Origin of the sequence: Pseudomonas sp. Eqa60, assembly GCF_018326405.1 — a bacterium.
Lineage (GTDB): Bacteria > Pseudomonadota > Gammaproteobacteria > Pseudomonadales > Pseudomonadaceae > Aquipseudomonas > Aquipseudomonas protegens.
Genome location: NZ_AP024342.1, coordinates 3563803 through 3576732 on the forward strand (window position 1 = coordinate 3563803; position 12930 = coordinate 3576732).

At 65.1% G+C, this 12930-nt stretch carries 14 protein-coding genes; 11 read left to right on the forward strand and 3 right to left on the reverse strand.

What is annotated here, in order from left to right:
- From KI242_RS16215 to KI242_RS16245, 7 genes are all read left to right on the forward strand, one after another.
- Positions 1-999: a polysaccharide deacetylase family protein gene (locus KI242_RS16215; RefSeq protein WP_125063364.1), complete on the forward strand. Its 999-nt coding sequence runs from the start codon at positions 1-3 to the stop codon at positions 997-999.
- Positions 996-2306, forward strand: a complete 1311-nt coding sequence (locus KI242_RS16220; RefSeq protein ID WP_015635676.1) for an oligosaccharide flippase family protein — start codon at positions 996-998, stop codon at positions 2304-2306. Before KI242_RS16215 ends, KI242_RS16220 begins: the two co-directional genes overlap by 4 nt.
- Positions 2303-4231 carry a hypothetical protein gene (locus KI242_RS16225; protein WP_212805339.1) on the forward strand — a complete coding sequence of 643 codons (1929 nt, stop codon included), beginning with the start codon at positions 2303-2305 and terminating at the stop codon, positions 4229-4231. The genes KI242_RS16220 and KI242_RS16225 overlap by 4 nt, the downstream gene beginning before the upstream one ends.
- Positions 4228-4932 (forward strand): GNAT family N-acetyltransferase, encoded by a 705-nt coding sequence (locus tag KI242_RS16230; RefSeq protein WP_011061378.1) that lies wholly within the window; start codon positions 4228-4230, stop codon positions 4930-4932. The genes KI242_RS16225 and KI242_RS16230 overlap by 4 nt, the downstream gene beginning before the upstream one ends.
- Positions 4929-6053 (forward strand): GNAT family N-acetyltransferase, encoded by a 1125-nt coding sequence (locus KI242_RS31990; protein WP_212805340.1) that lies wholly within the window; start codon positions 4929-4931, stop codon positions 6051-6053. Before KI242_RS16230 ends, KI242_RS31990 begins: the two co-directional genes overlap by 4 nt.
- A complete protein-coding gene (locus tag KI242_RS16240; RefSeq protein ID WP_015635679.1) occupies positions 6050-6829 on the forward strand; it encodes a ChbG/HpnK family deacetylase in 780 nt (259 codons plus the stop codon). Before KI242_RS31990 ends, KI242_RS16240 begins: the two co-directional genes overlap by 4 nt.
- Positions 6830-6984: 155 nt before the next feature.
- Positions 6985-7242: a DUF2790 domain-containing protein gene (locus KI242_RS16245; protein WP_011061381.1), complete on the forward strand. Its 258-nt coding sequence runs from the start codon at positions 6985-6987 to the stop codon at positions 7240-7242.
- Between the two features lie 124 nt (positions 7243-7366).
- On the opposite strand, the gene KI242_RS16250 is transcribed toward KI242_RS16245, so the two are convergent.
- A complete protein-coding gene (locus tag KI242_RS16250) occupies positions 7367-7630 on the reverse strand; it encodes a DUF1652 domain-containing protein (RefSeq protein WP_011061382.1) in 264 nt (87 codons plus the stop codon).
- Between the two features lie 517 nt (positions 7631-8147).
- Between KI242_RS16250 and eco the strand changes: the two genes are divergently transcribed.
- Positions 8148-8624 carry a serine protease inhibitor ecotin gene (eco, locus tag KI242_RS16255; RefSeq protein ID WP_212805341.1) on the forward strand — a complete coding sequence of 159 codons (477 nt, stop codon included), beginning with the start codon at positions 8148-8150 and terminating at the stop codon, positions 8622-8624.
- A 27-nt stretch (positions 8625-8651) separates the two neighbouring features.
- Positions 8652-8957, forward strand: coding sequence for an NIPSNAP family protein (locus KI242_RS16260; protein ID WP_053151739.1), 306 nt, complete (start codon positions 8652-8654; stop codon positions 8955-8957).
- A 62-nt stretch (positions 8958-9019) separates the two neighbouring features.
- On the opposite strand, the gene ilvA is transcribed toward KI242_RS16260, so the two are convergent.
- Positions 9020-10057: a threonine ammonia-lyase, biosynthetic gene (gene ilvA / locus KI242_RS16265; RefSeq protein ID WP_212805342.1), complete on the reverse strand. Its 1038-nt coding sequence runs from the start codon at positions 10055-10057 to the stop codon at positions 9020-9022.
- Between the two features lie 294 nt (positions 10058-10351).
- Between ilvA and KI242_RS16270 the strand changes: the two genes are divergently transcribed.
- Together KI242_RS16270 and map are read left to right on the forward strand one after the other, a co-directional pair.
- On the forward strand, positions 10352-10552 hold the full coding sequence (locus KI242_RS16270) for a ParD-like family protein (protein WP_011061386.1): 201 nt from the start codon (positions 10352-10354) through the stop codon (positions 10550-10552).
- Positions 10549-11313, forward strand: coding sequence for a type I methionyl aminopeptidase (gene map / locus KI242_RS16275; RefSeq protein ID WP_011061387.1), 765 nt, complete (start codon positions 10549-10551; stop codon positions 11311-11313). Before KI242_RS16270 ends, map begins: the two co-directional genes overlap by 4 nt.
- 6 nt (positions 11314-11319) lie before the next feature.
- Here map and KI242_RS16280 read toward each other — a convergent pair whose 3' ends face one another.
- Complete coding sequence (locus KI242_RS16280) at positions 11320-12906, reverse strand: RimK family alpha-L-glutamate ligase (RefSeq protein WP_015635682.1); 1587 nt, start codon at positions 12904-12906, stop codon at positions 11320-11322.
- Positions 12907-12930 lie beyond the last annotated feature (24 nt).

Here is a 12930-nt window from a genome sequence, read left to right on the forward strand (position 1 = left end):
ATGAACCTCAAACTCAACCTCAAGCGCCTGCTGGGCAGCGCCTACTTGCACAGCGTCGGCCGCGCCCGCCTCAGCGAAGCCGGGGTGGTGCTGATGCTGCACCGGGTGCTGGCCGACGAGCAGGCCGCCCGCCGGCCACACCGGGCGCCACTGTGCGTCGGCCAGCGCCAGTTCGAGCACCTGCTGCGCTGGCTGCGGCGGCATTTCGACTGTGTGCCGCTCAATCACCTGCTGCAATACCCCGGCGGTGACCGGCCGCGCCTGGCCCTGACCTTCGATGACGGCTGGCGCGACAACGCCGAGGTGGCCTACCCGCTGCTGGAGCGCTACGAGGTGCCGGCGAGCATCTTCCTCTCCACCGACTTCATCGGCAGCGCCCAGGGCTTCTGGTGGGAGTCCATCGGCGAAACGCTCTGGCTGCGGCCCGCAAGCGCCGCGGCCCGGCCGCTGCTGGAACAGTTGCAGGCGCTGCAACTGGCACCTGCGGCCGAACTGTTGCAGCCGGGTGACAGCGACGCCCGCAGCCGGCTCCTGGGGCGCTACCTGCAACGCTTGAAGCCCCTGCCCGGGCCCACCCTCCAGGCCCTGGCCGATAGTTGCCCCAACGAGCACGGCCCCCACAGCCTGGACTGGGCCCAGGTGCAGCGCCTGGAGCGTTCGGCACTGGTGCGCTTTGGGCCCCACGGCGCCAGCCATGCCATTCTCACCGGCCTTGACGAGGCCGCGCTGAAAGCGGATCTGCAACGCTCCCATCAGGCGTTGCAGAACCATTGCCAGGCGCCGCTGGGGGTCTATTGCTACCCCAATGGCGACCACAATGCCCAGGTGCGCGCCGCCGTCGCCGGGCTGGGTTATCGCTACGCCCTGGGCACCCGCCCCGGGCTGATCGAGGCCAGTGGCAACCCGCTCCTGGCCTTGCCACGCATCGACGTCAGCCACGCCAGCGCCGCCCGCCCCGGCTTGCTGGCCTGGCGCCTGCTGCAGGGAGCCCGGGCATGAAGCGCGGCGGCTACCTCTGGCACCTGGCCCTGAGCATGGGCACGCGCCTGGCGATGATCGGCCTGCGGCTGCTGCGCAACGTGCTGCTGGCTCGATTGCTGGGCCCGGCGGATCGCGGCCTGTTCGCCCTGCTCAGCACCCTGCCGGACCTGATTGCCGCCCTGACCAGCGGCGGGCTGAACACCGCGGTCGGCTATGAAGCCGCGCGCCAGCGGCCCATGGGCCTGCTACTGACCCAGGTGCTGGTCTACGGCTGCCTGCTGGCCAGCCTGCTGACCCTGGCCGGGCTGGCGCTGATGAACACCCTGGGCAGCCAGTGGGAACTGAGCCTGCAACTGGGGGACCTGGCCTGGCTGTTGTTGCTGGCGGTGCCTATCACCGTGCTCAAGAGCGGCCTGCTGACCCTGCACAACGCCGATGGCCGGGTCGAAGCCTTCAATGCCCTGCGCCTGCTGGAATCCCTGGTGCCGCTGCTGCTGTTCGTCGGCCTGTGGTGGATCTGGCGCGACCAGCCGCTGTCGGCGGCCCTGGTCAGCTGGCTGGGGGGCACCTTGCTGGTGGTGGTGGTTGGCTGGTGCTGGTTGCGACGCTTCCACGACCTGGGCCTGCGCTGGCAGGCCGGGGAACAGGGCAAGCTGCTGCGCTACAGCGCCCAGAGCCACCCCGGGGTGCTGTCGCAACAATTGATGCTGCGTTCGGACTACCTGTTCATCGGTGCCCTGCTCGACCCCGCGGCCCTGGGCTGGTACGCCATGGCCAGCGCCGCCGCCGAGCTGCTGCTGATCATTCCCGAGGCGGTGACCACGCCACTGATGAAGCGCCTGCTGCAACAGGGGTCGGGCATCGAGCAACTGACCGCCCTGGCCCTGCGCCTGACCGCCACGGTGATGCTCGGCGCCTGCCTGTGCATGGCGCTGATCGGCCAGTGGCTGATTGTCACCCTGTTCGGCGCCGACTACGCCCCGGCCTACGATGCCCTGCTGGCCTTGCTGCCCGGGCTGTTCGGCCTGTGCTACGCGAGCATCCTGCGCCTGGACCTCTTGGGCAAGCAGCGCCCCGGCACGCTGTCGCTGCTGCTGGCCGGTGGCGCCCTGCTGAACCTGGCGCTCAATGCGCTGCTGATCCCGTCGCTGGGCATCGCCGGCGCCGGCCTGGCCTCGTCCATCGCCTACCTCGCGGTGAGCCTGGCCATGCTCGGCCTGTATTGCCACCTCAGCGGTGTGGCCTGGTACCGCACCCTGATCCTGTTACCTGGAGACATCGTCTACGTGCGCCAGTTATTGCGCCCTAAGGAAAGGCTTCAATGAAACCCTGTTCCCTGCTCGCCCTGATGCTGATCTCGGCGGCCACTGCCCTGCACGCCGCGCCCCTGCAATGGGGCGATATCCGCGACGGCAGCCTGTACCTGCAAGCCGAGGCCGGCGACACCCTGCACCTGCGCTGGAGCCCGGCCTGGCAGAGCGACGCCAACCAGGAGCAGCTGTACCTGCTGCACCCGGACGGCCAGTTGCTGCAACAGCTGGAGATTCGCGCCGACCAACCCTACGGCCAGCGGGAAGTCCAACTGCCCGCGGCCCAGGGCGACTACCGGCTGCAGGTACCGGGCTACAGCTTTCGCAACTTCAAGGTCAGCCACGACAGCGCCACCCGGGCCCAGTTCGAACCGGCCAAGGTGCATTTCAGCGCCGACGTGCCCAGTGGCGTGGAGCTGTATTTTCGCGTGGCCGCCGGAGAGCAGGCGGTACTGGCGGGCAAGTATTACGGTGGGGTCAGCGTGCTCCAGGCCACGCGCCTGAGTGACCACCAGTTGCTGCGCCTGAAGCTGGTGGAGCACCCGCAGTACGGTCAGTTCGACCAGATCCCGCTGCCGGTGGCCCAGCAGGACGAGGTCTGGCGCCTGTCCCTGGGCGGCTCGGGCAAGGTGGCGTTCTGGCTCGACGGCACCGCCAACCTGTTCGCCCAGGACCTGCGCCAGTTGCACCCGCTGCAATGGACACCGGGCCGGGTCGAGCTGAGCCTCAAGCCGCAGATGCGCGGCCCGAGCCCGCACCTGGGGATCGCCCTGCCCTATGCCCAGCCGCCGCAGTCGACCTTTGAACTGCTGCGGGCCCTGGGGCCGCGGGCGGCCAACTTCTACAGCTTCGTCGATGTGATCCAGCAGGAACCCCAGCGCGAGCTGGGCTTTCGCCGGCTGTACCGCGAAACGTTCAAGATCGACCGCGACATCACCCTGCTGGCGGGCACCGGGCGCCGTGCGGTGCTGGCAGCCGACAGCCAGAGCTTCGCCGGCCTCGACGCCTGGCTGGCGGACAGCGTGCGCCTGGGCAACCAGGGCCTGCACTACCTGGCGTTCGCCGACGAACCCAACCTCAACTACCCCAGCTACGCCGTGTTCGCCAGCTACTTCGGGCGCATGCTGGAGCACGTCAAGGCCAACCCCGACGCCCGGGCCGCAGGTGTGCGCATTGCCATGCCGGTCAGTTCGCGGCTGCTGGACGGGCCGTTTCGCATCGGTGCCGGGCAGCGCCGCGGCATCGACTGGGCGCGCCAGTTGCTGGAGGCCCACGGCGCCGATATCGACGCCATGGCCTGGCACGAGTGGATGGTCCGCGACCTGCTGGCCACCCGCCACTACCGCGCCAGCGTGCGCGCCGCCGCCGACCTGGTGGGCCTGGATGACCTGGGCCGGCCGCGCAAGGCGCTGTTGCTGAGCCAGACCAATATCTCCAGCGGCCCGGACCTGAGCCCCTATCAGCAGGACACTCACTACGCCGCCCTGTGGTGGATGTCGGTGGTGGCCAATGCCTCCCAGGACGGCCTGCTGGACATGCTCAACTGGTTCCAGGCCGCCGATGAGCCCGAGTACCCCAAGGGCATGCTGGCCCAGCACGACGCCCAGCGCTTCAGCCTGAAGCCGGTGGCCGTGGCCCAGCAATTCATCCAGCAGCACTGGCTGGGGCAGGTCCAGGCGCTGGACAACCCGGCCTTCGAGGTGGATGCCCTGGCACTGCGCGATGGTCCGCGCCACAGCCTGCTGGGCGTGACCAAGACCCCGCGCGCACAAACCATCGACCTGGACGGCGCCGAGCAGATCTGCCAGGCCGGCCCGAGCCTGGAACTGCTCGGCGCCGACGGGCACAGCCGCTCCGCCGCCGTGCAGTGCAGCAATGGCCGGGCCCAGTTGCAGGTGCCCGGTGAAACCCTGTTTGCCTTGACCTGGAAAACCCTATGAGTCGCTTGACCGGCCTGTTGGCCAGAATCCGCCGCAAGGGCCTGCGTGGCAGCCTGCGGGTGCTGCGTGAACGCTTCTTCTATTACCACTGGGAATTGCTGACCCTGGAACGCTCCCTGGCCTTGCCGGTGCCCTGCCCCATCAACCCCGGCCGCTGGCCCCAGGTGCCCATCACCCGCGAGCTGCTGCCGGCCTTCGACAAGTACTTCAAGGCGCAACTGCCGGCCATTCGCGGCCTGCTGGACAAAGGCAGCCGCGGCAGCGCACACCTGGATGAAGACGGCAACGTGATGATGATGGTGTGGATCAGTGAGCGCGATTACTACGACGATCAGTTGTACCGCTGCTGGATGCGCATCCCGCCGGGCTGCCTGTATCAGTTCGCCGGAGAGTGCGCGGTGCCGTATCGCGGCTCGGGGGTGGTGATCCTGGCGCAGAAGCTGCTTTGGGACGAATACCGCGAGCGCGGCTTCAAGGCCACCCGGGCCCTGGTCAACGTGCGCAACGAGCCGGCGCTGAAGATGCACATGCGCCTGGGGTTCCAGGAAGTGGGTGAATCCCTGCATGTCTACTGCCTGTTGCGCTGCCTGCACTTCCACCGCCGCCGGCCCTACCACCAGACACGCCTGCACCACCTGCGCCGCGGGCGCCTGGCACAGCAGCCCAGCGGTTCCAGCCCTATCGACAAGGAACGTTCGTGAGCCTGCGTTGGCAATGGTGCGCCAGCCTCTGCACCCAGGACTTTCCCGTGGCGGCCTATGAGCAACTGCACCAGCAAGTGCCACAGGCCACGCCGTTCAATCGCTTGAGCTGGCTGCAGGGGGCGGAACGGGCCCTGGATCACCGGCACTTGCAGATCCTCCTGGGCTGGCACGGCCAGCGCCTGGTGCTCTGCCTGCCGCTGACCCTGGGCCGCGAAACCCGGGCCGGCCTGCGCCTGCAGGTGGTACGCCACCTGGGGCATCCGCTGAGCGACCGCCTGGCGCTGCTGGTCGCGGACCCGGCGCAAGGCGCCATGCCCGAGGTGCTGGAGCAGATCCGCCGGCAACTGCCCCATGACCTGCTGCAACTTCATGAACTGGTGGACGCCGAGCGCCTGCTGGCGCCCTGGCGCCGGGCCAGCTGGTACAGCGAACAGGCCCTGAGCTGCCGGGCGCCGGAACACCTGATTGTCGACAGCGACCGCGAGGAAGCCACCGGCACCTTGCGCTACGAGCTGCGCCGGGCGAAGAAACGCTGCGCGGAAATCGACGCTCGGGTGATCCGCATGGCGCCCCAGGCCGACGGCATGGACAGGGTGCTGGAAATGCTCCGCGAGGTGGAACAGGCCAGTTGGAAAGGCGCAGACGGGCTGGGGATCTTCTCCGGGGAGCTGCGCTGGCAATGGATGGCCAGCGCCCTGCGCGGCCTGGCCGCCGAAGGTTGTGTGCGGGTGGTGATGCTGGAACACCAGGGCCGTTGCATCAGCTATCGCCTCGGCCTGCTGGAGCGCGGCCGCCTGTACGACTACAACATCGCCTTCCTGGCGCAATACAAGAACCTGGGTAGCGGCCGGCTGCTGCTGGATGAGTGGATCCGCTGGGGGCTGGACGAAGGCTGGCAGTGGGTCGATGCCTCGCGGGTGAGCCTCAGCCGCTCCAGCCATCAGTTGCATGAACGCATGAGCGGCCTGGTGGAACACCAGCGCTGGAGCTTCTATTCCTGGCGCCCGCGAGCGCTGCTGGCCGGTACCGCCGAACGCATCTGGCAGTGGCTCAAGCCGCGCCTCAAGGCCTGGCGCGAACGGCGCCAGGCCAACACCGTACAAGGATCCCGCCCATGAACCGCCCCCTGACTGCCGCCCGGGCCCACCGGGTCATCGTCAATGCCGACGACTTCGGTCTCGACCTGGACTACAACCAGCTGACCCTGCGCGCCTTCAAGCGAGAGGTGATCAGCTCGGCGACCCTGATGGCCAACATGCCGGCGTTCAACGACGCCTGTGAACTGACCCAGCAGCACGGTTTGCTGGGACGCATCGGCCTGCATTTCAACCTCACCTACGGCGCGCCACTGAGCCCGGCGATGCGCCACCAGCCGTTGTTCTGTGACCCTCAGGGGCAGTTCGACCTGAACCTGCGGCGCTCGGCCCTGCGCCTGCCGGCCGCGGCGGCCGAGGCAGTGCGCGAGGAGTTGCAGGCCCAGTGGCAGCGCTGTGTCGATCAGGGCGTGCGGCCCAGCCATATCGACTCCCACCAGCACGTGCACAACCTGTGGCCGGTGGCAGCCATCGTCGCTCGCTTCGCCGCGCAGCAAGGGGTGCCGGTGCGCCTGGCGCGCAATGTGGGGGGCAACATCGGGCCAATCAAGCGGTTGTTCAAGAGCGCGCTCAACCTGCGTATCCGCTGGTTGTGCGGGGCCGGGGCCCAGAGCGTGTGCACGCCCAGGGACCTGCTGGAAGGTTTTCGCCCGACCGGCGTGATTGAAGTGGTGGCCCACCCGACCCAGCTGGCCGAGGGTGATTTCGGTGACGATTACCTGCCGGCGCAGCAGTCTCTGGAGCAACTGCTGCAACAGGCATTGCCCGGGTATCAACGCATTGCCTACAGCGAGCTGTAAAAAACATTAGCTCCCTATGCAATTTAATCGGCAATTAATCCGTCAGGCTAAAAGTGTCATTGACCGCGCTAGTTCAGAACAATCTGAAGCGCTGCGCGGCAAGTTCTAACGCCTGATTGGCGCGGAACTGACGTAGCCTGAATCGGAGAATTGCCATGAACCTGCGTATCGGTTTGACTGCCACCGCCCTGCTGTTGAGTGCCCTCAGTGGCCTGGCCCAGGCAGACAGCACCACCGCCGTGCCCTACCACTATGGAATGCCGCTGCATGTGGGCAAAGTGATCTCGATGACCGAACCTGCGACCCAGGAGTGCAAAGTGATCACCGCCGACATGAAGTTCATCGACAACCAGGGCAAGCCCGAGGAAATCACCTACAGAAAGATGTCGGATGCGTGCACCACCGATAATTGAGGCTGTGCAACACGCTCACACGGGGCCGCGCTGCGGCCCCTCATCACGCCCGGTGCCGATCGGCAAGCCGGGTTTCGCGGCGGCCTGGCGGCCCCCCTGTTGAATTCCCTACTCCCGAAGGCGCCTAGAATGCACGCCGCAGAGGGGCAACCTGGCGAGGGTTGTGCGCCAGGTCGTAGCGCAATTCGGCAATCAGCTCGTTGATTTCCCGACAGCCGTTGAGCTGCGAGGCATCGATGCCGGTAACCACCAGATCGACCCGGTCGGTTTGATGGTCGCCGAAGACCTTCACGGTCATCGACAGGTCGGGGCTTAGGGTGCATTGGCAGCGTTTGGGCAGAAAGCTGCTTTCAATGATATTTCGCAGTTCAAGGGCAGATAGAAACATGGCGACTCTCTCCTTTGTTCGAGACGGCCAATCAATAGGCAAACAACCTGACAACAATGACGTCCGTGTTCGGTAGTGATCCGGGCCCGGTCTTGATCCTTGCAGACGGAGCCAAGCTACAGACTAAGCCGCTTTCCCGAGGCTGCTAAATTCGATTTCGCTCTGAGCACCGGGGTTTTTCGCTGGGTTGGCTGCCAGCCCATACTGGCCGCCGGCCTATCCCTCCATTTGCGTGCAACTGGTCTTGTTTCAAGGTTTTGCTCAATCGCGGGCCTGATTGATAAAGCAGCAGGAAACGTGCCTGGCCGGCAGCGCCACAGGGCCCTGCGAAATCGGCACGCGGCGTACGAGCAGCCGTGCAAAGTGCAAGAAAGCAGGCAGTTGGCCTTGCAAAATGCCCTGCTACCCAGGACGTTTGCATTGCGCCTCGGGCGCCGGTCAGAATGCCCGGGCCGGACTTTCCCCAAGGCGCCCACTCAAACGGGTGTATCGCGCTTTCAATCAGCCAGGAGGCTTCATGCGTCTGCTCCCCCTTGCCAGCGTCACCCTGCTTTCGGCTCTCTGCGCCCAGGCCTTTGCCGCCAAGCTCGAAGACACCGCACCCTACCCCAAGGCCGAAGACGGCTTCACCCGCCAGGTCATCCACCTGCCCAAGCAACAGCACGAAGACCGCTACAAGGTCGAGATCCTCGCCGGCAAGACCCTCACCGTGGACTGCAACCTGCAGCGCCTGGGCGGCAAACTGCTAGAGAAGAACCTCGAAGGCTGGGGTTATCCCTACTACCGCCTGGACCAGGTCAGCGGCCCGATAAGTACGCGGATGGCCTGCCCCGACGGCAAGACCCGCGAGGATTCCGTCCCGGTGACCGGTGACGGCTTCGTCTTGCGCTACAACAGCAAGCTGCCGATCGTGATCTACGCGCCCAAGGACGTGGAAGTGCGCTACCGCCTGTGGAGCGCCGCGGACAAGACAGAAAACGCCCGCCAGGAATAAGCCATCCCCCCAGCCGGAGTGCCGCCCTTGATTACCTGCCATGTCAAATACGTGATCGACCCCTACCAACTGGCCGAGTTCGAAGCCTACTCCAAGGCCTGGATCGCGGTGGTGAGGCGGCTGGGCGGCACCCACCACGGCTATTTCCTGCCCTGCGAAGGTGCCAGCAACATCGCCTACTGCCTGTTCAGCTTTCCTTCCCTGGCGGACTACGAAGCCTACCGCCAGAGCGCCCTCAGTGACCCGGAAAGCGTGGCCCTGGTAGCGGCGGTGGTGCAAAAGCGCTTCATCCTCAGCTACGAACGCAGCTTCATGCGCCCTCTGCTGTCGTAGGAGCCGGCTTGCCGGTGAAGCTTGCATCGCTGCGCAGGGCGCCTTCGCTGGCAGGTCTGTTCCTACAAGGCGGCGTTGCTCAGGGCGGCGCGTTCGGCGACGTGGCGCAAGCTGTCAAAGTTGATGTTGGCCCCCGAGTCGATCGCCACCAGGGTCTGGCCGCGGACGCCGCTTTGCGCCACGTATTCCTTGATGCCCGCCACCGCCAGGGCGCCCGAGGGCTCGGTGATGGAGCGGGTATCGTCGTAGATGTCCTTGATCGCCGCACACAGCTGGTCGTTGCTGACGCTGATCACTTGATCCACGTGATGCCGGCAGATCTGGAAACCATGCTCACCGATCTGCGCCACCGCAACGCCGTCGGCAAAGGTTCCCACTTCAGGCAGCACCACCCGCTGCCCTGCCGCCAGAGCCTGTTGCAGACAGTTGGAATGTTCGGACTCGACACCAACGATGCGGATCTGTGGCCGTAGGTATTTGACATAGGCGGCGATCCCGGCGATCAGCCCGCCACCGCCGACCGGAACGAAGATCGCGTCCAGTTCGCCCTGCTGCTGGCGCAGGATCTCCATGGCCACGGTGCCTTGCCCGGCAATCACATGGGGATCATCAAAGGGTGAAACAAAGGTACTGCCGGTGCGTTGGGCCAGATCCAGGGCATGCTCCAGGGCGAAGGGAAAGCTCTGGCCATGCAGGATCGCCTCGGCGCCGCGGCTGCGCACCCCCAGTACCTTGAGTTCCGGGGTGCTGGCGGGCATCACGATGCTTGCCTTGATCCCCAGTTCCCGCGCCGCCAGCGCCACGCCCTGGGCATGATTGCCGGCGGACGCGGTGACCACTCCGCGCAGCTTCTGCTCCGGGGTGAGGTGCGCCAGGCGGTTGTAGGCGCCACGGATCTTGAAGGAAAAGGTCGGTTGCAGGTCTTCGCGCTTGAGCAGGATCTGATTGCCCAGCCGCTCGGACAGCGCCGGCGCCGCCTGCAACGGCGTACGGATCGCCAGGTCGTAGACCGGCGCCGCAAGAATCATCTTCACGTAGCGCTCCAGCAACGCCATGTCGGCACTGGGCTGGGGGTTGGCAGAACGGCTGGGGCGACTCATGGTGGATCTCCTGGCTGTGTACGAAGCCCGGGAGACAGAGAGAAAAAACCCGCCTCCAGGGCGGGTTGGGTGCAGTCGTCAGCAAGCCCGCCAATAAGGAATGGCGGTAATAATGCTTGGCTGGAAACGATATGCAGGGAAAGTCATGGGCTGGAAATTACTCGCGCCAGCAGGGTCCGGTCAACGCTTTTTTCCCGGCCTCCTTGAACGGCGACGTCTGTCATTGGGCACCGTGGCTTGAAGCTCAATATACGAAACATATATGATTCGTATATTTCCTCAAGGGAGGCCCCCATGGGCATCGTCAAGATCTCCGATGAACTGCACGAGCAGATCCGCGTGGCCAGCGCCGCCATGGACCGCTCGATCAATGCCCAGGCCGAGTTCTGGATGAAGATCGGCCTGCTGGCCGAACTCAACCCTCACCTGGCCTACAACGACCTGATCAACAAGCTGTTGCTGAACAAACCCGACCTGCTCAGGGGGCGCGCATGACCCAGGCCCTGATCAAGACCCCGGAACAACTGGCGCTGATGCGCGAAGCCGGGCGGCTGCTGGCCCAGGTGTTCACCTATCTCGACGGTTTTGTCGCCCCCGGCCTGTCCACCCTGGAGCTGGACGCCGCGGTGGAACACCTGATCCGCCATGAACTCAAGGCGCGCCCGGCCAGCAAGGGCCAGTACAACTACCCCTACTGCATCAACACCTCGATCAACGAGGTGGTGTGCCACGGCATGCCCCACCCCAAGGCCGTGCTCAAGGACGGTGACATCATCAATATCGACATCACCCTGGAGAAGAACGGCTACATCGCCGACTCCAGCAAGATGTACCTGATCGGCACTGTCGGGCCCAAGGCCCGGCGCCTGGTGGACACCACGTTCGAGGCCATGTGGGCGGCGATCAAGGTGGTGCGCCCCGGCGCCCGGCTGGGCGATATCGGCCATGCCATCCAGGCCCATGCCGAAGCCAAGGGCTACAGCGTGGTCCGTGAATACTGCGGCCATGGCATCGGCCGGCAGATGCACGAAGAGCCGCAAATCCTCCACTTCGGTCGTCCCGGTACCGGCCTGGAGCTGCGCGAGGGCATGGTCTTCACCATCGAGCCGATGCTCAACCAGGGCAGCGCCCGGGTCCGCGGGCTCAAGGATGGCTGGACCGTGGTCACCCGCGACAACGGCCTCTCGGCCCAGTGGGAACACACGGTGGCGGTGACCCGGGACGGCTTCGAGGTGCTGACCCTGCAACCGCAATGAAGGCCCCTACCAGGCCTGGCCGCGCCGCTTGAGTTCCAGGCGGCGGACAAACTCCTCCAGCACCAGGGCATAGAGATCGTCCTGCAGGTAGGCATCCTCGATGCCGGCGTCGAGGTTGGGGTTGTCGTTGACCTCGATCACCACCACCTTGTCGCCGGACTGCTTGAGATCGACGCCGTACAGGCCGTCGCCGATCAGGTTGGCGGTCTTCACCGCCAGATCCACCACCGCCCGGGGCGCTTCGTGGATCGCCAGGGTGCGGCACTCGCCGTTGATGTCCTGGCCCTTGGCCTTGTGGTTGTAGATCTGCCAATGGCCCTTGGACATGAAGTACTGGCAGGCAAAGATCGGTTTGCGGTTGAGCACGCCGATGCGCCAGTCGTACTCGGTGTAGAAGAACTCCTGGGCCAGCAGCAGTACCGAGTGCTCGAACAGCTCGGCGGTGGCTTCCATCAAGGCCTGCTGGCTCTCGACCTTGATCACTCCGCGGGAAAAACAGCCGTCGGGGATCTTCAGCACCAGGGGAAAACCCAGGCGCTCGCCGACCCGCTCGAAATCCTGCGGTCGCTCCTTGTAGAGAATCTCGGTGGCGGGCATGCCCAGCTGATGGCCCTTGAGCAGGTCGCTGAGGTAGACCTTGTTGGTGCAGCGCAGAATCGACGCCGGGTCGTCCATCACCACCAGCCCTTCGCTCTCGGCCTTCTTGGCAAAACGGTAGGTGTGGTTGTCGACGCTGGTGGTCTCGCGGATCAGCAGCGCGTCATATTCGGCCAGCCGCGAATAGTCCTTCTTCTCGATCAGTTCCACATCGATGCCCAGGCCCTTGCCCACGCGAATGAAACTCTCCAGCGCCCGAGGGTTGGAAGGCGGCAGCAGTTCCTGGGGATCATGGAGAATGGCCAAGTCATAACGGGCCACTTGCCGGGAGCGCGGAACCCGCCAGACCTTGCGGCTGAAACTGTCCAGGGAGTTGGCGAACTGATCTTCCTGATCTTCGCGCAACTTATGCAGCGCCCCCGACTTGACGCCTTCGATGTGCCAACTGTTAGTTCGCTTGAAATCAACTAACAGGATCGGACAAGGGAAGAGTTCAAACAATTGCCGAGCCAATTCCTGCAAGGGCTCTATATGAGTTCGACCGAAGTAGAGGGTCAGCGTAAAGCCTTCGGTATCGCGGTAAAGATGATTGCTCAGGGCCTTTTCCAGGCTCTTGTCGAGATCGTCCAGGGCCAACCCGTAAAGCGCCTTGCGGGTCAGTTCGCTGATGGTGCGCACCGAGGGAATCACCCGGTGGCCGCGGGCTTCAGCCAATAGCGAGCAATAGTAGCCATGCCCCAGGTACTTGTAGCTGCGGCACAGGTTGATCACCTGGACGCGCTTGCCGGGCGCGCTTTCGCGGCTGTGTTCGAGGTACTCCTGGGCCGTGAGGATGTCGTCGCTGGGAAAGTACGAGGCCCAGTCTTCCTTGCGTTCGACAATAATGATTACCTGGCTTGAGGTTTTGTCCAGCCGGGCAATATTAGTTGAGGAAGTGATTGTCGCAGGCAAACTTTGCCCGGATACTTCTCGCCAATGACCTTGTACCGCTGACATAAAGTTCGCTCTCGCTGAAGAACC

Excerpts from the sequence above, each read along its gene's own strand:
- KI242_RS16245 (WP_011061381.1), top strand. The coding sequence starts at position 6,985 with ATGAACCTGCGTATCGGTTTGACTGCCACCGCCCTGCTGTTGAGTGCC.
- KI242_RS16250 (WP_011061382.1), bottom strand. The coding sequence starts at position 7,630 with ATGTTTCTATCTGCCCTTGAACTGCGAAATATCATTGAAAGCAGCTTT.
- eco (WP_212805341.1), top strand. The coding sequence starts at position 8,148 with ATGCGTCTGCTCCCCCTTGCCAGCGTCACCCTGCTTTCGGCTCTCTGC.
- KI242_RS16225 (WP_212805339.1), top strand. The coding sequence starts at position 2,303 with ATGAAACCCTGTTCCCTGCTCGCCCTGATGCTGATCTCGGCGGCCACT.
- KI242_RS16220 (WP_015635676.1), top strand. The coding sequence starts at position 996 with ATGAAGCGCGGCGGCTACCTCTGGCACCTGGCCCTGAGCATGGGCACG.
- KI242_RS16230 (WP_011061378.1), top strand. The coding sequence starts at position 4,228 with ATGAGTCGCTTGACCGGCCTGTTGGCCAGAATCCGCCGCAAGGGCCTG.
- ilvA (WP_212805342.1), bottom strand. The coding sequence starts at position 10,057 with ATGAGTCGCCCCAGCCGTTCTGCCAACCCCCAGCCCAGTGCCGACATG.
- map (WP_011061387.1), top strand. The coding sequence starts at position 10,549 with ATGACCCAGGCCCTGATCAAGACCCCGGAACAACTGGCGCTGATGCGC.
- KI242_RS16280 (WP_015635682.1), bottom strand. The coding sequence starts at position 12,906 with ATGTCAGCGGTACAAGGTCATTGGCGAGAAGTATCCGGGCAAAGTTTG.
- KI242_RS16215 (WP_125063364.1), top strand. The coding sequence starts at position 1 with ATGAACCTCAAACTCAACCTCAAGCGCCTGCTGGGCAGCGCCTACTTG.
- KI242_RS16240 (WP_015635679.1), top strand. The coding sequence starts at position 6,050 with ATGAACCGCCCCCTGACTGCCGCCCGGGCCCACCGGGTCATCGTCAAT.
- KI242_RS16270 (WP_011061386.1), top strand. The coding sequence starts at position 10,352 with ATGGGCATCGTCAAGATCTCCGATGAACTGCACGAGCAGATCCGCGTG.